A 22,170-nucleotide genomic window follows, 5' to 3' on the forward strand; every position below is an offset into this window, starting at 1 on the left:
CGTCTGAGTGGTTTCGGACCGGGTTGGCTGAAGTGCTTCAGTCCATGTCGACGGCGAGGCCGGCGGTGATTCGGAGGAGTTCGGAGTACGTCGTGCGAAAGACGGTGTTGGGGTGCCCGGCGGCTGCCCACAACTCGGGGTACTGCTCGAGGGCGGTATCGATGTACGTCGGCAGGTTGGTGGGATGCCCGAGCGGAGCGACCCCACCGATCGGCTGGCCCGTCGCGGACTTCGCCATCTCCAGCGTCGCCCGCGTGAGCTTGCCTTCGAGGCGTTCGCCGGTGGCCTTCAGATTCACCTGATGCGCGCCAGAGACCAGCAGCAGGACCGGATCGTCGTCGAGAAGGAACACCAGTGACTTGGTGATCGCGCCTACCTCCACCCCGACGGCCGCCGCTGCCTCGGCCGCGGTGTGCGTGGCGTCGGGCTGCGTGACGATGACGCCGTGGTGACCCCGCGAGATCAGTGTTTCGGCGACGTGCGAGGCGTTGGGGTGGAGGAGGCTCGTCATGAGTTCAGACTAGGACTAGTCGGCGTTCGCCACAGCTGGAGTCGGCGTCGTGTCGGTGGACTTTCGGTTACGACGGATCGTGAAGCCGAACAGCATGACCGCACCGATCAGCGCGTACAGGAACAGCGTCAGAGCAGGCTGGCCGACGCCGACGTTGTTGAAGTAGACGATGCTCCGCACGCCTTCGGTGCCGGCGCCAGGTGTGATCCATCGGCCGATGGCGGCATAGAACGAGGGAATCACGTTGGAGCCGAATGCGCCTCCCGCACTGGGATTGCCGAGAATCACGAAGACGGCGATAGCCAGCGGGACTGCCAGAACGCCGATGGCGGCGCGCAATCCGAGTGTGAACATGGCGGTGCCGAACACCACGGCTGTTCCCAGGATCCACAGCGGGAACCAGTGGCCCGCGAAAGTTCCGAGCACGTGTGAGGTGATGAGGGCGCCGAGGGCTCCCGAGATGATCGAGTAGATGGCGATCACGCCCGTGTGTGCGCTTGCCTGGCGGAGGGTCTTCGGCGCACCGATGAACAGTCCGATGGCTGCCGCAAGGAGATAGCCGCCGACGACCCAGCCGACCGAGAGGTAGAAGCCGGAGAGGCCGCGGTTGTCGTGGGCTCCGACGGGGATCTCGTCGCGGACGACGAACTGTCGGTCCTGTGTCGCCTCGACCTTCGTGAACACCGCTTCGAGTGACGTAGCGATGGAGCTGCCGCCCGCGCTCGCGGTGATCAGGGTGTCCGGTCCGGCCGGGTTGATGACAAACGCGCCCTGGATCTCGCGGTCGTTGATCATGCGGCGAGCGGTCGCCGTGCTGTCGACCACCTGAGCGTCGAGCGGGCTGCCGTCGATGGCGTTGAGTTTGTCGGCGATCTGCTGATCCATGCCGTCGGGTGTGCCCTGATCGGCGATGACCGCGATTTCGATGTCTCGCGGAGTCGGCTGATGGAAGGCGGCGACGTAGCTGAGGATGAAGCCCATCTGCAGCAGGAGCACGCCGACGAACAGCGCGGCCATCACCTTGGGTGCGCCGTATTTCACCAGCAGATTGTCGTGGTGGTGTTCGTCGTGGGTGGAGCTGTTGTCTGGTGCGGCGTGTGCCGGATGCGTAGTGGTCACGAAAGAGTCCTGATCTTGTCGAAAGTAAAGAGCTTGTCAATACCCGAGGTATTGAATACTCTAGGTATCGTGACTGAATCTCGTCAACCGGACTGGACGCCGGTAACCCGCCCCGGACGTGACGTGGTGCGGCAAAGACTGCTCGACGCTGCGGCGGAAGAGTTTGCGGAGCGCGGATTCAGTGCCGCACGTCTCACTGAAGTTGCTCGCCGAGCGGGCTTCACCAAGGGGGCTGTCTACTCCAACTTCGAGTCGAAACAAGATCTGTTCGCCGAACTGTTCGCGCAACGGTCTCTCGAACTGGCCGGCCGGGTGCTTGCCGAGATCGCCGGGATGAACCCGGCCGACGCGGCGGGCAAAGGTGGCGAGGCCATTGCCACGTGGATGGTCGACGACCCGGGGTGGTCACTGCTCGTCCTCGAATTCGGAGTGCTCGCCGGACGTGATCCGCAGATCGCACAGGCGTACTTACGTGAGCGTCGCCACTTGCGCAGTCAACTCGTGGAGTTGATCGGCGAACGTGCCCGAGAATGGGGAGTGGATGATTCCTTCGATGTGCGGACCACTGCAATCTCGTTGATGGCCTTGATATCCGGGCTCGTACTCGAACACTCCGTGGATCCGGAAGAAGTTGATCAGAGCGTGATGGGTGCCGCCGTGACGGCACTCTTCGCCGGCGCCGTCGCACGGGCAGGATTGCCCGCCGTCTGAGTTGCTCGGTTGACAGGCAACAGATTTGAGAACTACCCTCTGGGTGCAGTACCTCGTTAGGTGAGGCTTCTGCACGAACACAGGCCACTGATCTCACGACGTCGAGAGACGCCCAAGGTTAGGACAGATCTCACCGGCTTAAGGGGTGATCCAAAGTGGCTTCCCGGTCTTGATCGGGACACGTCGTGCAGTGCCAAAACTCGGACGTGGAGGTGTTTTCGCAGCTTGATGCCGGTTTCTTCCGGCGAAGGCGAGAGTACGTCGATATTCGGTTCTCCTGGCGTGTGCTGTGCGCATGTACTTTGTGTGGCGTCATCGGACGCCCCGAACTTTCAGGAGGTGACCATCGTGGACGACCCGCCGAGTCGATATTCGACCCATCCTGCTGTTCTTGCCGACGATGCTCACCCCGGTCTTTTGCTCTTCAGTCACTGACTCTTTGCATCCTCGGCTTCATCTGCGCGGCTTTGCCGCGTCCGCTGACGACTTCCATTGTCGCTCAGCGCATTCTGCTGCCCTCATGCACTGGCATGGTCCGGCGTGTTCGGGCAGCCGAGGAGATTCGTCATGTCATTTTCCGTTCTCGCATTGCGGCCACGGCCCACGAGAAACAGTGCACAACAAACACCTTCAACGGTCCTGGCAAAAGAAAGCGCACAGGAATTGGTCGACTACTCGGCCTCGGACACGCGCACCGTTCTCGCAGATCTGACTACGACGGCCAACGGCCTTCGTGACGATCAGATCGACGATCTTCGTCGGCGATACGGGCGCAACGATGTCCGCCACGACCGCCCGGCACCGGCGATCGTGCAGTTCGCGCAAGCTTTCAAGAATCCGTTCATCTTGATCCTGGTGTTCCTCGCCCTGATCATGGTCGGGACCGACGTGGTGTGGGCAGACCCGGACGACGGTCCCTCCTACGAGGGCATCATCACCCTCGGGCTGATGATCTTTGTCAGTGTGTCCCTGAGGTTCTGGCAGGAATACCGTTCGACTCGGGCTGCCGAGGCACTCAAGGCCATGGTCACGACAACTGTCGCGGCCACCCGCAAGATCAACAACACAGTGGTCACGGCTGAGATTCCGATCGAGCAGCTACTGCCAGGTGATGTAGTCCAGCTTGCCGCCGGCGACATGATCCCGGCCGATGTCCGCATCATCCGGGCCAAGGATCTACAGGTCAATCAGTCCATGCTCAGCGGTGAATCGATGCCGGCCGAGAAGTCGGCGGACCCGTCGTCGGGGATCGACGTCGATCGCCTGCTCGAAGCCGAGAACATCGGGTTCATGGGTACTTCCGTCGTGTCGGGCAGTGGCACCGCCGTTGCGGTACACACCGGCAAGCGGACCTACTTCGGTGCCATGACAGCACAATTGGCGTCCAAGCGACCCGAAACCAGCTTCGACGTCGGGGTGCGCAGTGTCAGCTACCTGCTGATCAAGTTCATGCTGATCATGGTTCCCGCGGTGTTCATCATCAACGGACTGACCAAGGACTGGAGCCAAGCACTACTCTTCGGCGTCGCCACCGCCGTGGGGTTGACTCCGGAAATGTTGCCGCTCATCGTGACGGCGAACCTGGCCAAGGGTGCGCTCCACATGTCGCGCAAGAAGGTGATCGTCAAGCAGATCAACGCGATTCAGAACTTCGGTGCCATGGACGTTCTGTGCACGGACAAGACCGGAACTCTCACCGAGGACCGCATCGTTCTCGGTGAGCATCTCGATACTGCCGGACGTAAGTCCGAGGACGTATTGCGGCTAGCGGCGGTCAATTCCGTGAATCAGACCGGATTGCGCAGTCTTCTCGACGACGCGGTGATCGAGGCCGCCGGTCCCGAAGTGGTCGAGGAGATCTCGCGTCGGCACGGGTTGGTGGACGAGATTCCCTTCGACTTCAAGCGCCGTCGACTCTCCGTGGTGGTCGACCACGGAGACGCCGATCTGATCGTAACCAAAGGTGCAGTGGAAGAGCTCCTTTCGGTCTGTGAATCGGTGGAACTGGACGGGGTGACCCACCAATTGACACCGGGATGGCTGGCCCGAGTCGACCGTCTGGTCGCGGAGCTGAACGGTCAAGGCAAGCGAGTGCTTGCGGTGGCAACCAAGACAGTCGTCGAAGAGCAGCGCCGCGAGTACTCGACGGCCGACGAAGAGGGCATGACCCTGGTCGGTCTGCTGGCCTTCCTCGACCCGCCGAAGGAATCTGCGGCCGGGGCGATCGAAGCCCTCGCGAGCCACGGAGTCGCGGTCAAGGTAGTGACGGGTGACAACGAACTGGTCGCCGAAACCGTCTGCGGCAAAGTCGGTATCGACGTGGGGACCGTGGTCTCCGGCGCCGAGATCGAAGCGTTGAGCGACGACGCCCTCGACGAGTTGGTGCAGCGGACAACCGTATTCGCGAAGACGGATCCGATGCAGAAGGCACGCATTGTCGAATCGCTGCGCCGGGTCGGCCACACGGTTGGTTTCCTCGGTGACGGTGTCAACGACGCACCCGCACTGCGGGCTGCGGACGTCGGCATCTCCGTTGACACAGCGGCGGACATCGCCCGCGAATCCGCGGACATCATCTTGCTGGAGAAGGACCTCGGTGTACTCGAACAAGGAGTCATCGAAGGGCGTCGTACCTTCGGAAACATCCAGAAGTACATCAAGATGACTGCGTCGTCGAACTTCGGGAACGTCTTCTCGGTGCTCGTCGCCAGTGCCCTGCTGCCGTTCATCCCCATGATTCCCGTAGTTCTGTTGTTGCAGAACCTGATCTACGATCTCTCGATGCTCACGATCCCGTGGGACCGTGTCGACGACGACTTCCTCGCGAAGCCCCGCAAGTGGGAGACCAAGAGCCTTCGCCGGTTCATGGTGTTCATCGGCCCGATCAGTTCGATCTTCGATATCTCGACGTTCGCGCTGATGTGGTTCGTGTTCGCCGCCAACTCTCCCGAGCATGCAGCGCTGTTCCAATCGGGTTGGTTCATCGAGTCATTGATCTCGCAGACGCTGATCGTTCACATGATCCGCACCCGCAAGATCCCGTTCATCCAGTCGCGTGCATCGCTGCCGGTACTGCTCAGCACGGGCGCTGCCTGCGTCTTCGCGCTGGTGTTCCCGTTCACGTCCTGGGGTCATTCCCTCGGGTTGGTTTCACTGCCGTGGAACTACTTCCCGTGGCTGGTCCTCACCCTCGGGGCATACTGCGTCGTCACGCAGGTGGCCAAGGGAATGTTCATTCGTCGATTCGCGACCTGGCTCTAGGAGTTCACCGTGGAAATCCACGTCATCCTTGTGCGGATAGCGCTCGGGCTCGTCCTCGGCGCTGCCGTCGGGATCGAAAGGCAATGGCGCGCAAGGATGGCGGGTCTGCGAACCAACGCGTTGGTGAGCTTGGGTGCGACGCTCTTCGTCATCATGGGCGCGTACGGGTTTCAGGGGCCGGACGCTGATCCGACGCGCGTCGCAGCGCAGATCGTCTCGGGGATCGGCTTCCTCGGTGCCGGGGTGATCATGAAGCAGGGAGCCTCCGTCACCGGCCTGAACACCGCCGCAACCTTGTGGGCCACGGCCGCCGTCGGCGCGCTGGCGGGCGGCGGAATGTACTGGGTGGCGGTGTTCGGTGCCGGTGCAATCATGTTGGCGAATACGTTGTTGAGGCCGTTGGGCCGGATGATGGATCACCAGCCTGCCCGCACCGGACGCGAGGAACCGCCGGCTGACTACACCTTCGAGGTGACCTGCCACGGTGACGCCGAAGCTCACATCAGAGGGCTTACCGTGCAGTCCATTTCGAGGCCGGAGTTCCAGCTCCGGTCAGTGCAGTCCTTCGACATCCCGGACAGCGACCGCGTACGAGTGGTCGCGGAATTGGCCGCAGCGGAGCGTGACGACGGACTCCTGGAATCCGCCGTCAGCCGGCTGAGCTTGGAACCGTTGGTGACTCACGTCCGGTGGGAGGTGGAACCGTCGAAGTAGTTTCGGAGGCCAGACTCTCAAATCCAGAATTGCGGAGGACTCGTACCGGCACCGGCGTACTATGCCAATGTGGGAGCAGAGCTCCCTACAGTCGGCACAGAGTCTTTCCGGTGTTGTTGCCATTGAGCATTCCGACGAGCGCGGTGGGTGCTAGGTCGAGCCCATCGAATACTGTCTCCTGGTACGTCATCATGCCTTTGGCGAGGTAACCGCCGACCTCCGAACGTACGTCCGCATACAACTCGTCATATGCCCCTGCGCGAAACCCTCTCACTCGCAGGCTCTTTGCGGTGATCTGGAAGAGATTCGTTGGCCCGGGCGCGGGGGAAGATGTGTCGTAGGTCGAGACGGCCCCACACATCGCGATGCGGCCGCCTGGCCGGAGGTGATCGAGGGCTGCGCCCAGATGATCGCCACCGACGTTGTCGAAGTAGGCGTCGATACCGCCCGGGACGGCTTTGGTCAGTTGCGTCTTCAAATCGCCGGCACGGTAATCGATTGCATGGGAGACGCCTAATACACGCCGGAGGTATTCGACCTTCTCCGGGCCGCCTGCGGATGCGACAACCGTGTTGCCTCGCAGCACTGCCAATTGCACCGCAATGCTTCCGACGGCGCCGGCTGCTGCTGAAACCCAAAGTACATCATCGTTTTTGAGCTCGAGGACCTCGAAAAGCCCTACGTAGGCGGTCAAGCCGGCACTGCCTAGTGGCCCAAGGTACCACTGAGGGGGAAAGTTGCCCGGAGTAATCTTCGTTAGCCCGCCTGTACCACCGAGCGTTTCACCGTCTGCGGTAACCACCGCGTAACTGCGATATCCGAACATGTGAGAGACCATCTCGCCAGCACTGAATCCCGGACTTCGAGATTCGACGACAGTGCCGATAGCCAGGCCGACCAGTGGATCTCCGGGAGCCAGGGGTCGTAGATACCCCGAAGGCGTTGTGGCGCTGAGCCGCAGTCGGATCGACGGATCTATCGAAAGCCAAGTGTTTCGGATCAGAACCTCACCCCGCGACAAGGTAGGCACGTCGGCATCGACGATCGTGAAATGTTCCGGCGCTAGAGGGCCGGACGGACGTGTGGTCAGGCACACAACTCGATTGTGAATGGCGATGATCCTTTCCGGATAGCTGGGATCTTGTACGGACCGGCAAGGGAACGCAGTGCAAGGCAAATATTGCGAAAACTTTCCCAGTTGATTCTAAACTGAATTAAGTTCAGTCTAGCATTTGTTGATCGAGAGGAACGCTATGGATAGCGATCGGCCAGTGAGCATCTTTGCGCCACTGCGCATCAGGCGACTCCGCATGATGCTTGGCTTCCAACTGTGCGCAAGCGTCGGAGTATGGATTCTGGTACTTGCAGTGCAGTGGACATTCACCGAAACCGGGGAGTCTGCGACGACGGTGTCGATGGTTCAGTTCGCCGCCAGCTTGCCGTTCTTCCTGTTGGCGTTGCCGATCGGCGCGATGGCCGAGTTCGTCAGCCATCGCCTACTGCTCGTCGGAACCGCAATGGTGTTGACTGGGTCGACGATCCTGCTGGCGGTACTGCAGCAGTTGGGCTTGGCGAAAACTCCGATTTTGATGCTCGCGGTCTTCGTCGCCGGCGCAGGTCTGGCGTCCGTCGCTATCGTCTGGCAGGCGTTGCTGCCCAACATAGTCAGCCGCGAGATGATGGCGGTGGTTCCTGCGATCGACGGCGCCGTCTTCAATGGCGCTCGCGCAGTCGGGCCGGTTATCGGTGGTGCCGTTCTCGCCGGCTGGGGATCGACTTCGGCTTTCGCCTTGACTGCCGCTCTGTTCGCCGTCTGCGTCTTCGTCTCGGCACGGACGGTACCCGCATCGACCGGGCGGGTCGAAGTGCACAATTCGATAGGCCAGGCGGTGGCAGGAAGCGTGCGCTTCATTCGCCATTCCCGCTGGACCAGGCGATTGCTGCTGCGACTGACCATGTTCGGGATCCCGGCGAGTTGTCTGTGGGGGCTTCTGCCGCTGGTCGCGCATGATCGGTTGCAGGTGAGTACGTTCGGCTTCGGAATCCTCTCCGGCGCAATCGGAATCGGCGCCGTGCTCGGTACGATCCTGCTGATGCCGCTGCGCGCGCGGATGAGTTGGAATCACTTCGTGGCGCTAGGCTCGGGTGCATATGCGCTTGTCCTGATCGGTTTGGTCGTGATCCCGTGGTTCAGCGCGATGTTTGCCGTTCTTGTAGTGGTTGGCGCCGGGTGGGTCGGGGTTCAGAGCACCTGGATGATCGCCGCTCATGCCGTGGTTCCCCGATGGATCAAGGCGCGTGTTATCGCCTTCGTCATGTTGATGTTTCAGGGGAGCCAGGCGATCGGCGCCCTGTTGTGGGGCGTCCTTGCCGACTCGCTCGGCCTCGTTCCCGCCGTGCTACTGGCCGCACTGTTGATGTTCGTCTCGGTGTTCGAGACAGTTCGCCGCGGGATCATGCCGAGTGAGGCGATTGCCCCCGAACTGACCGGGGCACCGGATCCCTTGGCCCCTAATGCCGAATACTCCGGTCTGCGCGTGATCGTCGAGACCACCTATCACGTGCTCCCGGGCCGCACGGAAGAATTTCTCGACAACGTGCACGAACTCAAACTCTCCCGGCGGCGTCTTGGTGCACTGCGCTGGAGCGTGTCGCGATCGGCAAACGAGCCCGACATCTACGTTGAACACTGCACGTTCCGTGATTGGTCTGAGTACCTCGCTCAGGAGACCGAGCGACTGACCGTTCCGGAGAATCGGGTGCGGACGAAATTGGCCGAATATCTTGTCTTAGCGCCGCAAACCCGATTACTTGTCGAGCCGAAGCTATTTTGACAAAGCACGATGCCCGGTTTTGCACGTCTTCGGAAGACGTGCAAAACCGGGCATTTCTACGGAACTGACCCCGATCAGACGGTGAATCTACCACCGTTGCTCAGTAGTACGGCCCCGACGACGTTGGCGGCACCCGGCGACGCCAGGTACAGGATGTTATCTGCCAATTCCTCGGCGGTTGCGTAACCGCGGAATCCGTCCTGTGTCATCGCAGCGCGAAGGTTGGTCGGAGTGCGACTGGCCATTCCTGTGTCGACTGGTCCCGGAGCGATCGTGTTAACCCGGATGCCAAAGGGCGCAACCTCTTTAGCTACAGCCTGGCTTACCGCATGAACTCCGGCCTTCGAAGCTGAGTAGTGTGGGTAGCCAACAAGCGTGTCGAACGCCGAGGACGAGCCGACCGTCACGATGGCGCCGCTGCGGGCTGGTTTCATCGCCCGGACTGCTTCGCGGAGTATGAAGAACGTACCGTCGAGGTTGATCGACATGACCCGTCGCCAATCTTCGTCCTCGAGGTGAGTGAGAACGTCAACCGGTTCATTACGCTCAGCTGCCTCGTAGATGCGCTGTTTACTCTTCGGGTCGTCGACGCCGGCGGCATGGACGACGATGTCAACCCGCCCCTGCTCGGCGATCACTCTCGTGAAAGCCTGGGTCACCTGCGCCGAATTGCCGACATCCAAACCGATGGCCTGGCCACCGACCACAGACGCTGCTACCTCGGTTACCGCAGCTTCGTTGACGTCGCACAGATACACCGCCACGGCGCCCCGGTCAGCGAGCAGACGCGCTGTGGCAGCGCCGATTCCGGAACCTGCTCCGGTTACCACTGCGACCTGGCCCTCGAACTGCCGATCAGACATCGAATACACCTTTCAGTCCCGTCGATCCGCTCGCTTGGCGGCCGCGGGTATTACGAGTAGAACACGTGCACGTGGAACGGTTGTCAAGCAGTTCAGTTGAACAGGGCTTCGAGGTCGTCGCGGTAACGCGCGGCGCCGTCACCCGTGGTCACCTCGGTGTTCTGATCAGGAACCTCTTGAGCATTCGCGATCGAACCTTCGATGTCGGGCAACACCGAGCTGTAACCGACCGACGTGGCCTCCTGGCCGGGTCGGGTGACCATGAAGTCGGCCAATACCTGCGCGGCATTGGGATGCGGTGACGAGCCGAGAGTCAGACCGTACCAGCGCGCTCCCCAGATATGTTCTCCGGCAGACCATTCAACCGGTGCCCCGGAGTCCTTGGATGCCAACATCGGATCGGCCATCAAGCCGGCGGCGATCTCACCGGAAGCGAGTGCCTGAGCGAGCGGCTGATTGCTCGGATAGATGCGTGGGTTCTGGTCGGCAAGCTTCTCCAGATACTCCCTGCCGCCGTAGTACTTCTCGATGTGGGAGTAGAAGTCCAGGTATGTCGGTGACGTTGACGGACTGACGATTCCGACCTTGCCCTTGAGCACAGGAGCGAGAAGATCTGCCGGGGAAGAGACACCGCCGGGCAGCTGGTCGGTGTTCCAGCCGAATCCCAGGATCACTGCCCCTTCGAGGAAGTACTTGTCCGAGACGATGCTTGTATCCCGGCGATAGTCCGGGTTGTCGAAACTCGGCCCGATCGGCTTGGTCGCCTTGCCTGTATCCTTGACAGTATTCATCCACGACACGTCGGTGATCACCGCGAGGTCTCCGATTCCCTTGCCGGACTTGCTTTCGGCATCGATCTTGGAAAGCAGATCCGAATCGACTCCGCGGACGACCTCGAGATCGATTGCGGGGTAGGCCTTTTCGAAGGCAGTTTCCAGGGCTGCGAGTCGGGGCGCCGCCTGGGTCGAGTAAATCGTGACCTTTCCCTCGTTGTTGGCCGCAGCAACGACGTCGTCCCACGAACCTGAAACCGGCTCTGACGGGGCAGCGGGAGCGTTGCTACACGCCGTCAACGCGAGCGCCACCGCGGCGAGTGCCACGGTGGTTCTGAAAACCTGAGGGATCATGCGAGCTGCTCCGTTTCTGGTACCTGCCGAAACAAAATCAAACCTAATTCAGTTCATATTAGAGTGACTCAGCCCACAATGCAACCGTCATGTCGGGAGTGACATCGATTGACTCTCTCCTCGCTGCGCTTCTACTGTAATCAAATTGAGGTCAGTTCAATTTGAATGGGAGGCGCTCACCGGCGCCGGACAATTGGAGTCAATTTGAGTAGCAATGAATACGATCTGCTGGTAATCGGGGCTGGAATGGCCGGATTGACTGCTGGGGCAAAAGCTTCCGCAGCAGGCAGGCGAGTGTGCTTGATCGAGATCAGCGCCGACGTCGGAGGTTCGGCGCGATTCGCTGGATACGCCTGGAGCGCACCGAATCACGACGTCATGGCCGAACAGAACCCGAGGGGCGACGAAGCTCTCAAGCGCCACCTCGTCGACAGCTTTGATGTCGGTGTCGAGTGGATCCGCTCGATTGGCATTGACGTCGACGCGGCGCAGCCCATTCTGAGCTTCGGTCGCGGGCACAGATTCGACACCAATCACTACGTCGACACCTGCAAGCGAATCGTTCTTGACGCCGGCGGATCGGTCGTGCTCGATACCGCGACCGAAGGGCTCCTGTTCGAGGACGGTGCCGTCCGCGGCGCCGTGGTACGTACGGGTGCCGAGCCCGCGCGCGAGATTCGGGCCGGCCAGATCCTCCTGGCAACCGGCGGATTCCAAGGCAACAAGGAATTGCTCGCTCAGCACGTCCACCCGGACGCAGGCCGGATGGCCTTGCGTTCGAACCCACACAGTTGCGGCGAAGGTTACCGCCTCGCGATCGAGGTCGGCGCGTCGACCGGCGTCGAGGATGCCGGCTTCTACGGGCATCTGATTCCGAGCGGTGTTGAACTTGCCGATCCCGCAGACTTCGTCGACATGTCGCTGTACTACAGCGAGCATGCGCTTCTCTTCAGTCTCGACAACGAACGGTTCGTCGACGAAACGCTCGGCGATCACCTCACCACGATGGCTCTTCTCGAACAGCCGCAGGGCCGAGGCCTGCTGATTGCCGACGCGCGCGTGCACCGCGACTGGATGGTCGCGTCGTATGTCGAAGGTGCTGTGGCCGTTGACAAATTCGAACTTGCCAGCAGGCGTGGTGGCAGGGTCGGCCTCGCCGAGGACCTCGAGGAACTCGAATTTTTGCCGGAGGAATGGGGATACGACGGAGCGGCGATCGCTGCGGCGATCAGGAAGTTCAACGAGGCGGCCTCCCAGGGTGCAGAACTGGTTCCAGGCCGTAGACTCGATCGCGCTCCCTTACTCGAGGGGCCCTACTACGTGATCGAAACGGTTCCCGCGGTCACCTTCCCGTTTCACGGGATTCGGATCGACACGCAAGCCCGAGTTCTGGACGCCGCCGGACTGCCCATCCCCGGACTGTTTGCAGCAGGCTCCGACACCGGCGGATTGTGGAACCGGGCGTACGCCGGTGGCCTCGCCTCGGCTCTGGTGTTCGGTCTGTCCGCAGCCTCCGCTGCCGTCGGCTGACTTGTTCCGTTGGCGGTGTCGAGCCATCGCCCTGTTTCTTCGAAGCAATTTCCACGTCCGTGAACTTCGTGATTGACATCACAAGCTATGGGCACTACCTTCGAACTGACATCAGTTCAGTTTAAGCGGGTGGCTCTCGATTCGGCAGCCTCCGCCCGAGACCAGGCGCGATGACACACCGCGCAGGGTCAGCTTCAGAAATGCCGACGCGAGAACATCTCTCACTGGAGTGCCCACGACATGTCGATACATCGACGTCCGACGGCATGCCCGAAAGGAAGCCATGAAGTCATTCGTCCGCACCCTGGTGGCGTTGAGCGCCGCCGCAGCCATGGTCGGCATCTCGGGATGTGGCAGTAGTGAACCCGCGTCTGCTGCCGTCGACGGCAGCTGGGAAGATGTGGTCGCTGCAGCGAACGAAGAGGGCAAGGTGATGCTCTATTCGAGCCAGAAGCCGGCCAACCTCGATGCGCTCAAGGTCGCATTCCACGCTGAGTACCCGCAAATCGAATTGGAATACGTTCGCGGTACCGATCCGGATATCAATCCCCGGGTCGAGACCGAACACAAGATCGGTAAGGGTACCGCCGACGTCCACATGCTCACCGACTCGGCATGGATCCAGAACGCCGCCAAGTCCGGTACCTATTCCGCCGAATTGGTCGGGCCCGCACTCGAAGCCCCTGAATTCGATCCAGCGGCGAGCGTGCTCGACAACCGGTTCTTCCTCACCAGCGCGGCCGTCTTTGCGCTCGGCTGGAATACCGATGCGGTACCGAACGGACTGAAGACGCCGCAGGACATCCTCAATCCGGCCTACCGCGGCAAGATCGGCATCGTCAACCCTGTGGGGATCGCTTCGTACGTCGACATGTACCGGCACTTCGCGAACACATACGGGGAGGACTACTGGAACAAGCTTGCGGAGCTGCAACCCCGCATCTACCCGAGCGCGCTCGGTGTGGCCCAGGCCCTGACGTCCGGCGAGATCGTCGTCAGCCCCTCGGTGCAGCCGCTGGTGACCGAAGTGAACTCAGGCGCGCCTGTCGACTGGGTGCTGCCGCAGCAGCCGTGGGGAACCCCTTGGTACTCCCACGTTTTGAACACGGCGCCGCATCCGAACGCCGCCCAGGTGTTGGCCAACTTCCTGGTAACTGTCGCAGGTCAGACCGCCCTCAACGACGGATACGCTGCTGCACTCCCGAATATTCCTGGGGCTGTCGCCCGGGCTCAGGACATCGCGCTGCCCAATCCCGAAGACTTGACACCGGAAAAGGTCGAGCAGTACTCCCAGCAGTGGCAAAAGCTCTTCCAGTAACACCGAAACATGGCTCCGCAGAACATAAGCGCCAATCAACAAGTGGAAGGCTGACCTTGAACCACCTCACGGATTCGATGCGGGGAACGAATGTTCTTGTCACGGGAGCATCCGGCGGTATTGGCGGGGCCTGCGCCGAACTGTTCGCCGCGCACGGCGCAACCGTTTACCTTACCGATGTCAACGACGACGCCGGAAGCGCGTTCACTGCGACGTTGGGCGCAAACGCGTATTACCGCCATCTCGACGTGACGAGCGAGACTGACTGGGCCGACGCAACAGCGGCGATGGCGGCGGCCGGCCACGACATGACGGTGCTGGTCAACAGTGCCGGAGCTGCGATGAAGGCGACTCTGGCAGATACGTCACTCGACCAGTTTCGTCGGATGATCGACCTGAATCTTGTTGGCACATTCCTGGGGCTGAAGGCCGCAGCCGCGTCAATGGCAGATGGTGGGTGCGTCATCAATCTCGCATCATTGCGTGGCGTGCTCGCGACCGCCGAGTTGGGTGCTTACGGCGCAGCGAAATTCGGGGTCCGAGCCCTGACCAAGGTGGCCGCACTCGAGCTTGCCGACCGCGGTATCCGAGTCAATTCCGTCTGCCCCGGCAGCATCGAAACCGAAATCACGTCGGTATCGGACTTCTCCAACGACGACGTCGAAGCGTATGTGCGCAGCATTCCGATGCAACGCCGTGGCGCGCCGAGCGAGGTCGCGAGGGTCATTCGTTTCCTGGCCACTGACGACAGCAGCTACGTAACCGGAACCGACATCCTCGTCGACGGTGGCCAGGCCGCCGGTGTTCGTACCCCCAAAATCTCGAACGAGAAAGTATAGAAATGGCATCACAATTCGCAGTTTCAGGTCTCACGAAGACTTACGGATCGAACGTGGTGGTCGATCAACTCGATCTCGAAATCGAGCAGGGTGAGTTCCTTGTCCTGCTCGGTCCGAGCGGTTGCGGCAAGACCACAACGCTGCGGTGCCTGGCGGGATTGGAAACACCTCAGGGCGGCTCGATCTCGTTCGGCGGTAGGCACGTTTTCGATGCCTCCACCAAAACCGATGTCCCCGCACACAAGCGGAACATCGGCATGGTGTTCCAGTCGTATGCGCTCTGGCCGCACATGACGGTCCGGGACAACATCCGATACCCGCTCAAGGTCCGCAAGCTCAAACAGGCCATCGCAGACGGTGCGGTGGAGAAGGCTGCCGAGATGGTCGATTGCGGCGCACTGCTCGATCGGTACCCGTCGCAGCTCAGTGGTGGGCAGCAACAGCGAGTTGCGGTGGCCCGTGGACTCGTTGCGCAACCGGATCTGGTCTTGTTCGACGAACCCCTGAGCAACTTGGATGCACGGCTCCGCGACCAGGTGCGCTCCCAGATTCATCAGCTGCATCAAAGCCTGGGCTTTACCGCAGTTTTCGTCACGCACGATCAGGCCGAGGCTTTCGCTCTTGCCGACCGGATCGCAATCATGAAGTCCGGCAGAATCGAACAGTACGACGCGCCGGAGCACGTGTTCGAGAATCCGGTGTCCGAGTATGTCGCCGCTTTCATCGGCATGGGCAATCGACTGGAGCTGCGCCGCGCCCACGACGGTTGGAACACGAGCGCGAACGACGTCATCGATCTCAGCAACGCCAGCGTGCGGGACCGCGCTGACGAGGGCACCGCCGCGGTGGCGCGGTTCCGACCGGACGACGTGCAGATGCATGCCTCGATGGACGACGTTCCGGCCGGAAACGTTGCACTGCACGCCGAACTGGTGACATACGAGTACGCCGGACGACACTTCGACGTATTGGTCAAGACAGGTACCGAACAACTGGCATTGCGTGCCAGTGCCGCCGAACACAGTGCCACACTGCGCGCCAGTGATCCGGGTACGCCCATGGTGATCAGCTTCTCTCCGTCCAGTCTGCGGGTATACGCCGATCCGGACGCCGCTGCGGTGACCGTCCCCGAACTGGTCGCACCGGGTGTAGGAGACCGATCCTGATGGCAACCGCAACCGCAACCGCAACCGCAACGGCCGGCGGATCCGTCAAGTCGTTCTCGATTTCACGGCAGTGGCAGGCCCGCATCGGCTACGCGATTCTGATCGCCGTTCTTGCGTATCTCGTAGTGCTGCCGATGATTCGGCTGCAGATGCTGGCGTTCGAGGACGGCGGCGCGGGTTACCGTACGCAGTACGGCCGCTACGATGTGGCCGAGGCGATCTGGACGACGATCGCCCTGGCACTCGGCTCGCTCGTGATCGCGATGGTCCTCGGTACCGTACTTGCGTTCGCCGCCAGCCGACTCCCGGAGAAACTGGGATGGCTTCGCATCGTCCCCATCCTCCCGATCGTCATGCCCGCCGTCGCAAACATCGTCGGCTGGGCATTCCTGCTCTCGCCCGGTCCCGGCTACCTCAACGTGCTCCTGCGCAAGCTCCCCTGGTGGAGCGGGACCGACACCGGACCCATCGACGTGTACACCATCCCGTGGATCGTGATCCTCACAGGTTTCGGCCTCACGTCGTTCGTCTACTTGTTCGTCAGCTCCGGCATGCAGAACATCAGTTCGGAACACCTCGAAGCCGCTCAGGTGAGCGGATCGTCAACGGTCGGAATCTTCTTCAAGATCGTGCTGCCCTTGCTGCGGCCTTCACTCATCTACGGCGGCGGAATCGCATTGCTACTCGGTCTGGGACAGTTCACCGGTCCGCTACTGCTGGGCCAGAATTCGGGCGTCAAGGTCCTGACCACGGAGATGTACCGCCGAGTGTCCGAGTCCCCTTCGGATTTCGCGGCCGCGGCAGCTGCCGGTTCACCACTGGTGATCTTCGGTTTGGTGCTCGTCCTGGTGCAGAAGGTGCTGCTGGGCAACCAGACTCGGTTTGTCACGCACGGAGGCAAGGCATTTGCCTCGTCCACCGGCCGGGCTACCTGGGCGACGGCCACCGTGGTGATCTTCTCGATGTTCGCACTGGTCATTCCGCTGATCGGGCTGATCATCGTCTCGCTGACGCCGTATTGGTCCGGATCGCTGTCGTGGGGTTTACTGACCCTGGACAACTTCCGGGAGCTCTGGTCGACTAGTGCGATCACCGAATCCGTTGTCACCAGCGTACTTACCTCTCTGGGAGCGGTGATCATCTGCATTCCGATCGGGTACGCGCTGGCCAACCTCCTGGTCCGCGGGCGGCGCTTCAAGATCCTGGCGCTGCTGGCCGATCTGATGACCGCCCTGCCGCTCGGCATCCCCGCAGTGATCTTCGGCGTCGGCTTCCTGCTGACCTACACCGAACCGCCGTTCATCCTGTACGGCACCCGCACGGTCATCATCCTCGTCTACATCGTTCTGATGCTGCCGTTCGCCACACGGATGCAGATGACAGCCATGCTTGCACTCGGAAACACATACAACGAGGCCTCGGCCACCAGCGGTGCATCCCCCTTCGTCACGACGCTGCGAATCATGTTGCCGCTCATGCGTCCGACGGTTCTCAGTGCCGTCGCGCTGATGTTCATCTTGCTCACGCACGAGTTCGCCGCGTCGCTCCTGGTACGCGCTTCCACAACTCAGGTGATGGGAACGCTGCTGTTCGACATGTGGCAGAACGGTTCGTATCCGATGGTGGCCGCCATGGCGCTGCTGATGACCGCGGTGACCACGATCGGCGTTGCCATCGCCATGCTGGTCGGCGGGCGTAACGTCCTGAGCAAGCTGTGACAGAAAGTGAGGCTGAAACGATGTCGGTGGGCAATACTCGTTTGCGTGAGAAAGTGGTACTGGTTACCGGAGCCACCGGCGGTATCGGCGTCGAAATCGTCGGCCGCCTTGCATCCGAGGGTGCTTCGGTGATCGTGACCGATATCAGTGGTGACGCGTGCGCCGAAGTGGTCGCGAAGCAGGATCAGCCCGACCGCCATCAGGCTCTCGCACTCGACATCGCTCGCGAAGAGCAATGGCAGAGGGTCATAGAGGCTGTCACCGAGCGGTATTCCCGACTCGACGCTGTGGTGAACAACGGTGCGATCGGTAGTTTGGCTTCCGTCGTCGACGAAGACATCGATCGGTACAACAAAGTCATCGAGGTCAGTCAGACCGGAACGTGGCTCGGCATGAAACACGCCGGGGCCTATATCGAAAGCACTGGCGGCGGTTCGGTCGTCAACATCTGCTCGATCCTCGGCACGGTCGGCGGATTGGGTAACAGCTTCGCCTACGCGGCCGCCAAGGGTGCGGTCCGCACGATGACAAAGAACGCCGCATTGCACTGGGCCACGAAGGGTGTGCGCGTGAATTCGGTGCATCCGGGATTTATCGAGACCCAGCAACTGCTGCGGCGTTACGAGGGTAGTGAGCGGCACCGGGCGATGATTGCGAATACGCCGATGGGCCGACTTGGCACGGCTTCAGAAGTTGCTGCCGCCGTGGCTTTTCTGGCTGGCGATGACTCGACGTTCGTCACCGGTATCGAACTCTATGTCGACGGCGGATGGACCTGCGCCTGAGGGGGTCGGTAAACGGGGTGGATCTCTTCAGTTCGAACTGAAGTGATCCACCCCGTTCCTGTTTTTCACGGACAACTGCCCACGTTCGACAAGCACGTCGAGGTGGGCAAGCGTCTCGCAGGTGGCCACCATCTGGTTGAAGGTATCGAGAGAATCGAAGCCGCGTTCGCGCCGGGTCCAGGTCAACACCTGCGCCACTTGCAGCCCTGAGACCTCGCCCAATTCGGCTACCGCAGAAGCAGTCTGACCCAGACGGTGATCGTGGTGCGCCAACAACTCCCGGCATCGCGCGTGCAGACCCGCGCCTGTGCCGCCGTGCGCCGGCATCATGATCCGGTCCCGGTCGTCGAGCATCATCTCCAGCGAGCGGAGGTACGCTCCGAGTGGCAGCTCCCAATCGCCGAGTTCGAATCCGATCGATGGCGTGATCGTCGGCAACACATGGTCTCCGGTGAAAGAGACGTCGCGTTCGAGGTCATGAAAAACCATGTGCCCCTTGGTGTGTCCGGGAGTGTGTACCGCGGACAAGCGATGGCCTGGAATATCGAGAGCGCCGGGGGAGAGCCAGTGATCGGGAGCCTCCCAGTCCGAGGGCTCGAAGGGTTCGTCGATCGAGTCTCGATAGACCTGCTCGGCGATTGTCGCTGCGCCGGATCGGTGCAGCTGAAGAATTGAGCTCTCCGGAACATTGTTGCCCAGCTTGGCGATTGCGGCGATACCGGGAGATTCGGCTGCGCCGAGGTGGATTCGAGAACCATGCCGTCGACGCAGTTCAACGGCAAACGTGTAGTGGTCACGGTGGACATGCGTGACATAGATGTCGTGAATCTCCGCCGGGTTACGACCGATCAGCGCTAGGGCGTCGGACAGTTCGGCGTGCGTGCTGTTGCGATGCCAACCGCCGTCGACCAGCGCCAGTCCGTCCGTGGTCTCGAGCGCGTAGACGTTGATTGCACGCAGGCCGTCCTGCGGCATCTGCAATGGGATCCGGAAAACGCCGTCGGCGACGCGATAGCAACCGGGCCGATCCCAAAAGTCGGTCATTTTCCGCTGTCGGCGAGCGGCACCATGGTCTTTTCGTCGCCGTACCACATCATCCGGCGGCCACCCATGGTTCCGACGTGATCAACGGCGGCCTGCCACTGCGGACTCGCCAGCGCGGCTTCGAGTGCCTCCCGCGATTCGAAACTCAAGACGGACAAGCCATCCCACCCCTCCGACTTGCTGCCGAAAGCTTCGAGCAATTCGGTGTGCTGCCATCGCAGAAGGCCGGGAAGGGGATAGGTGACTTCCGCGTGTTCGCCGCGCCACCAAGTGATGAACTGCTGATAGGTCCAGTCGGTGGGTCGGGATGCGACGAGAACGAGATTGTACATATCAACTCCTAATTGAATTCACTTTAGTTTCGATGGGCAGTCCAAACTGATACTCGCCGTGCGCGGAGTGATCTACGCGCACACCATCCGCAGGGCCGCATCGGTCACTCGTTCGGCGATCTCTGTCAGGCTGAGTTTGCCGTCCGGCCGGTACCAGCGCCAAACACTGATCACGAGGGCCAAGACGAGTCGGCCCATCAAGCGAGGATCGGAATCAGCGAAGACGCCTTCCTTGATTCCGCTCGCAATCAGCGCGGTCCACTTTTCTTCGATCGCTTGAACGAGTTCACGGGACTTCAGTCGTTCGGACTCCTCTTTTTCCGACTGTCGCTCCGCGGCAAGAAGATCCATGTGGCTCTGAAGAATGCGGCGCTGCAGAGCATCCCTCGGTGAAGCCTTGAGTGATACGACGATTGCCGCCCTGAGTGCCTTTGTGGGATCCGAGTCGCCCTCGGTTGCAACAGTGACTCGCTCCAACGAATCGGCCAATTCCAGCCGCATGATTGTCAGGAGGCAATGCGCTTTCGATTCGAAATAGTGATAGAGCGCCGTCTGTCCTATACCGACCTCGTCGGCAATCGACGCCCACTTGGTGTGCTCGTAACCCAATTTGCCGAACTGGTCGATCGCCGTGGCAAGAATGAGAGTTCGTTTGGAGCGCGGACTCTCCCGGCGCAACGCGGTCTCTGCTGTCATGTGGCTCCCCCGGAGGTGCGTGGATGATTAGTTCGACCTTACCCCTTTTTGAGATGAACTCGTGTCAATTTCAGAGGCCAGGCCTGAGGCGAGCGCCACCGCATCGGCCCTGGAAAGTTTGCCGACTCGGTTCTGAGGAAGATCTTCGACGGAGAAGAGAAACTCCGGCCACTTGAACTTTGGAAAGCCCCTCGCGGCAAGCTGGGTGGTCGCCTCCGCCAGCGTCAGCGGCGCACCACCAGTGACGACGAGGGCTGCCGCACGCTCGCCCAGAAGGTCATCTGGGACGGGAACGACGCAGACCTGAACCACTGCGGGCAACGACGCGATCGCAGATTCCATTTCGTTGATGTCGATATTGCGGCCGCCGCGGATGATGATTTGTTTCTGGCGTCCCATGACGCAGATCGATCCGTCTTCACCGACTTCGACCAGATCGCCCGTCGGCAGGAAGCCGTCCGCGGTGAGCTCGGGCAGTACCGGAGCACCGCCGCGCGCATAACCGACGAACAGTGACGGTCCCTTCACCTGGGCGTCACCGATCTCGCCTGCGGTGAGCAGCGCCCCGGCGGTGTCGACCGCTCGAACGACGGTGCCGGGGAACGGACGTCCGTCCCGCCCCAGTCGGACGGCCGGCGGATCGTCCAGACGTGGGGTCGTGTGGCCCAGGCATTCGGACATGCCGAATACTCGAAGAAAGGTGGTACCCAGGACGGTTTCGGCGTTCCCGAGTGTGCGCTCGTTCATCGGACCGCCACCAACCGTCAGGGCGCGCATCGCCGAGAGCTTACCGCCAGCCCTTTCGGTAACCGAGAGCTGCAGGGCCATGGTCGGTACCAGCATCGTCCAGGCGACCCGGTGCTTCGCCATTGCCTCCAGTGCTACCGCAGGCGACCACTTGGCGATCGAAACCATCTGTCCGCCAAGGTAAGCAGGCAGATACATCCCGAAACAGAAAGCTGCGACGGACGACAGCGGCACAAAAGCGCCGACCGCCTCACCCTGTTGCAATCCGACAGTATCGATGGTGCTCCGGCACGCGTAGCGGATTGCCTCCTCGGACTGGACGACACACTTCGGGCGACCGGTCGAACCGGAGGTCATCGCGATCGCGGTGCCGCCGCGCCAGCGCTCAACCGAGGCGAAATCCCCCTGCCGAGACCGGAGCACTCGCGTTCCGAAAGCGGCTACCGAACCGGCAAACTGGTCGTCCTTGATGCCCCAGCGGGTCAGTGCGTCGGCATCGGCCACCACGAGATCCGGGTCGATGTCGTCGATCGCCATCTCGAACTCGGATTCGGTGGCGTGTGGACTGAAGACCGCCACTACGCCGCCGCGAAGTCCGATCGCGAGGGCGGTAGCCACCGTCTGCCACGTATTGTCGGCCTGAATGAGCGCAGTCGGTGCCCCGCCGTCGAGCGAAGCGATGGTATCGGCCAGCAAGCGAGCCGCCTCCACGATCGAACCGATTGTGTGAGAACCTAACTCGTCGATCACCGCAATCTCGGCCGGATTGCCTTCCGCCCGGGCGAGCATCTCCTGTGCCAGCAACTTCACTGCGGCGTCCCTCTTCCGTCTTCGAGTTCGATTGTGTGTTGGATG

At 61.5% G+C, this 22,170-nt stretch carries 19 protein-coding genes, 1 pseudogene and 1 riboswitch; of the genes and pseudogenes, 10 read left to right on the forward strand and 10 right to left on the reverse strand.

Annotated features, from left to right (window positions below):
- Positions 1-37 precede the first annotated feature (37 nt).
- The gene (locus ACBG85_RS03105; protein WP_042922726.1) at positions 38-511 is read right to left on the reverse strand and encodes a YbaK/EbsC family protein; all 474 of its coding nucleotides are present in this window, start codon (positions 509-511) and stop codon (positions 38-40) included.
- A 15-nt stretch (positions 512-526) separates the two neighbouring features.
- Positions 527-1,630: a membrane protein gene (locus ACBG85_RS03110; RefSeq protein WP_003941129.1), complete on the reverse strand. Its 1,104-nt coding sequence runs from the start codon at positions 1,628-1,630 to the stop codon at positions 527-529.
- A 126-nt stretch (positions 1,631-1,756) separates the two neighbouring features.
- Between ACBG85_RS03110 and ACBG85_RS03115 the strand changes: the two genes are divergently transcribed.
- The 3 genes from ACBG85_RS03115 (at position 1,757) to ACBG85_RS03125 (ending at position 6,316) form a co-directional block, all read left to right on the forward strand.
- Entirely contained in the window at positions 1,757-2,341 is a 585-nt protein-coding gene (locus ACBG85_RS03115) for a TetR/AcrR family transcriptional regulator (protein WP_029254386.1), read from the forward strand.
- Between the two features lie 45 nt (positions 2,342-2,386).
- A riboswitch (M-box (ykoK) riboswitch) is annotated at positions 2,387-2,560 on the forward strand.
- 348 nt (positions 2,561-2,908) lie between these two features.
- Complete coding sequence (gene mgtA / locus ACBG85_RS03120) at positions 2,909-5,602, forward strand: magnesium-translocating P-type ATPase (RefSeq protein WP_083055933.1); 2,694 nt, start codon at positions 2,909-2,911, stop codon at positions 5,600-5,602.
- Positions 5,603-5,611: 9 nt separating this feature from the next.
- Positions 5,612-6,316: an MgtC/SapB family protein gene (locus ACBG85_RS03125; RefSeq protein ID WP_003941187.1), complete on the forward strand. Its 705-nt coding sequence runs from the start codon at positions 5,612-5,614 to the stop codon at positions 6,314-6,316.
- 85 nt (positions 6,317-6,401) lie between these two features.
- On the opposite strand, the gene ACBG85_RS03130 is transcribed toward ACBG85_RS03125, so the two are convergent.
- Both ACBG85_RS03130 and ACBG85_RS03135 read right to left on the reverse strand, forming a co-directional pair.
- Entirely contained in the window at positions 6,402-7,010 is a 609-nt protein-coding gene (locus ACBG85_RS03130) for an NADP-dependent oxidoreductase (protein WP_233405705.1), read from the reverse strand.
- A 105-nt stretch (positions 7,011-7,115) separates the two neighbouring features.
- A pseudogene (locus tag ACBG85_RS03135) lies at positions 7,116-7,412 on the reverse strand (NADP-dependent oxidoreductase); the annotation flags it as partial.
- 157 nt (positions 7,413-7,569) lie between these two features.
- Between ACBG85_RS03135 and ACBG85_RS03140 the strand changes: the two are divergent.
- A complete protein-coding gene (locus ACBG85_RS03140; RefSeq protein ID WP_082845686.1) occupies positions 7,570-9,150 on the forward strand; it encodes an MFS transporter in 1,581 nt (526 codons plus the stop codon).
- Positions 9,151-9,224: 74 nt separating this feature from the next.
- Here ACBG85_RS03140 and ACBG85_RS03145 read toward each other — a convergent pair whose 3' ends face one another.
- On the reverse strand, positions 9,225-10,013 hold the full coding sequence (locus ACBG85_RS03145) for an SDR family NAD(P)-dependent oxidoreductase (protein WP_021333757.1): 789 nt from the start codon (positions 10,011-10,013) through the stop codon (positions 9,225-9,227).
- Positions 10,014-10,105: 92 nt separating this feature from the next.
- On the reverse strand, positions 10,106-11,140 hold the full coding sequence (locus ACBG85_RS03150) for an ABC transporter substrate-binding protein (protein WP_063315093.1): 1,035 nt from the start codon (positions 11,138-11,140) through the stop codon (positions 10,106-10,108).
- A gap of 204 nt (positions 11,141-11,344) precedes the next feature.
- Between ACBG85_RS03150 and ACBG85_RS03155 the strand changes: the two genes are divergently transcribed.
- The 6 genes from ACBG85_RS03155 to ACBG85_RS03180 all read left to right on the forward strand — a co-directional run bounded on the left by ACBG85_RS03155 (position 11,345) and on the right by ACBG85_RS03180 (position 18,496).
- Positions 11,345-12,670, forward strand: a complete 1,326-nt coding sequence (locus ACBG85_RS03155) for an FAD-binding protein (protein ID WP_172403421.1) — start codon at positions 11,345-11,347, stop codon at positions 12,668-12,670.
- 283 nt (positions 12,671-12,953) lie between these two features.
- Positions 12,954-13,988 carry an ABC transporter substrate-binding protein gene (locus tag ACBG85_RS03160; protein WP_021333760.1) on the forward strand — a complete coding sequence of 345 codons (1,035 nt, stop codon included), beginning with the start codon at positions 12,954-12,956 and terminating at the stop codon, positions 13,986-13,988.
- Positions 13,989-14,065: 77 nt separating this feature from the next.
- Positions 14,066-14,827 carry an SDR family NAD(P)-dependent oxidoreductase gene (locus tag ACBG85_RS03165; RefSeq protein ID WP_021333761.1) on the forward strand — a complete coding sequence of 254 codons (762 nt, stop codon included), beginning with the start codon at positions 14,066-14,068 and terminating at the stop codon, positions 14,825-14,827.
- A gap of 2 nt (positions 14,828-14,829) precedes the next feature.
- Positions 14,830-15,993 carry an ABC transporter ATP-binding protein gene (locus ACBG85_RS03170; protein WP_021333762.1) on the forward strand — a complete coding sequence of 388 codons (1,164 nt, stop codon included), beginning with the start codon at positions 14,830-14,832 and terminating at the stop codon, positions 15,991-15,993.
- Positions 15,993-17,711, forward strand: a complete 1,719-nt coding sequence (locus tag ACBG85_RS03175; RefSeq protein ID WP_063315092.1) for an iron ABC transporter permease — start codon at positions 15,993-15,995, stop codon at positions 17,709-17,711. The genes ACBG85_RS03170 and ACBG85_RS03175 overlap by 1 nt, the downstream gene beginning before the upstream one ends.
- A 20-nt stretch (positions 17,712-17,731) precedes the next feature.
- On the forward strand, positions 17,732-18,496 hold the full coding sequence (locus ACBG85_RS03180) for an SDR family NAD(P)-dependent oxidoreductase (RefSeq protein WP_031331685.1): 765 nt from the start codon (positions 17,732-17,734) through the stop codon (positions 18,494-18,496).
- 27 nt (positions 18,497-18,523) lie between these two features.
- Here the strand turns inward: ACBG85_RS03180 and ACBG85_RS03185 are convergent, their stop codons facing one another.
- The 4 genes from ACBG85_RS03185 to ACBG85_RS03200 form a co-directional block, all read right to left on the reverse strand.
- Positions 18,524-19,540, reverse strand: coding sequence for an MBL fold metallo-hydrolase (locus ACBG85_RS03185; protein WP_372026186.1), 1,017 nt, complete (start codon positions 19,538-19,540; stop codon positions 18,524-18,526).
- Positions 19,537-19,872 (reverse strand): EthD family reductase, encoded by a 336-nt coding sequence (locus ACBG85_RS03190; RefSeq protein WP_021333766.1) that lies wholly within the window; start codon positions 19,870-19,872, stop codon positions 19,537-19,539. The genes ACBG85_RS03185 and ACBG85_RS03190 overlap by 4 nt, the downstream gene beginning before the upstream one ends.
- 72 nt (positions 19,873-19,944) lie before the next feature.
- Positions 19,945-20,568 (reverse strand): TetR family transcriptional regulator, encoded by a 624-nt coding sequence (locus tag ACBG85_RS03195; protein ID WP_063315091.1) that lies wholly within the window; start codon positions 20,566-20,568, stop codon positions 19,945-19,947.
- A gap of 27 nt (positions 20,569-20,595) precedes the next feature.
- On the reverse strand, positions 20,596-22,104 hold the full coding sequence (locus tag ACBG85_RS03200; protein WP_063315169.1) for a class I adenylate-forming enzyme family protein: 1,509 nt from the start codon (positions 22,102-22,104) through the stop codon (positions 20,596-20,598).
- Positions 22,105-22,170 lie beyond the last annotated feature (66 nt).

It is taken from the genome of Rhodococcus sp. NyZ502, from assembly GCF_041464245.1.
Taxonomy (GTDB): Bacteria; Actinomycetota; Actinomycetes; order Mycobacteriales; family Mycobacteriaceae; genus Rhodococcus_F; species Rhodococcus_F qingshengii.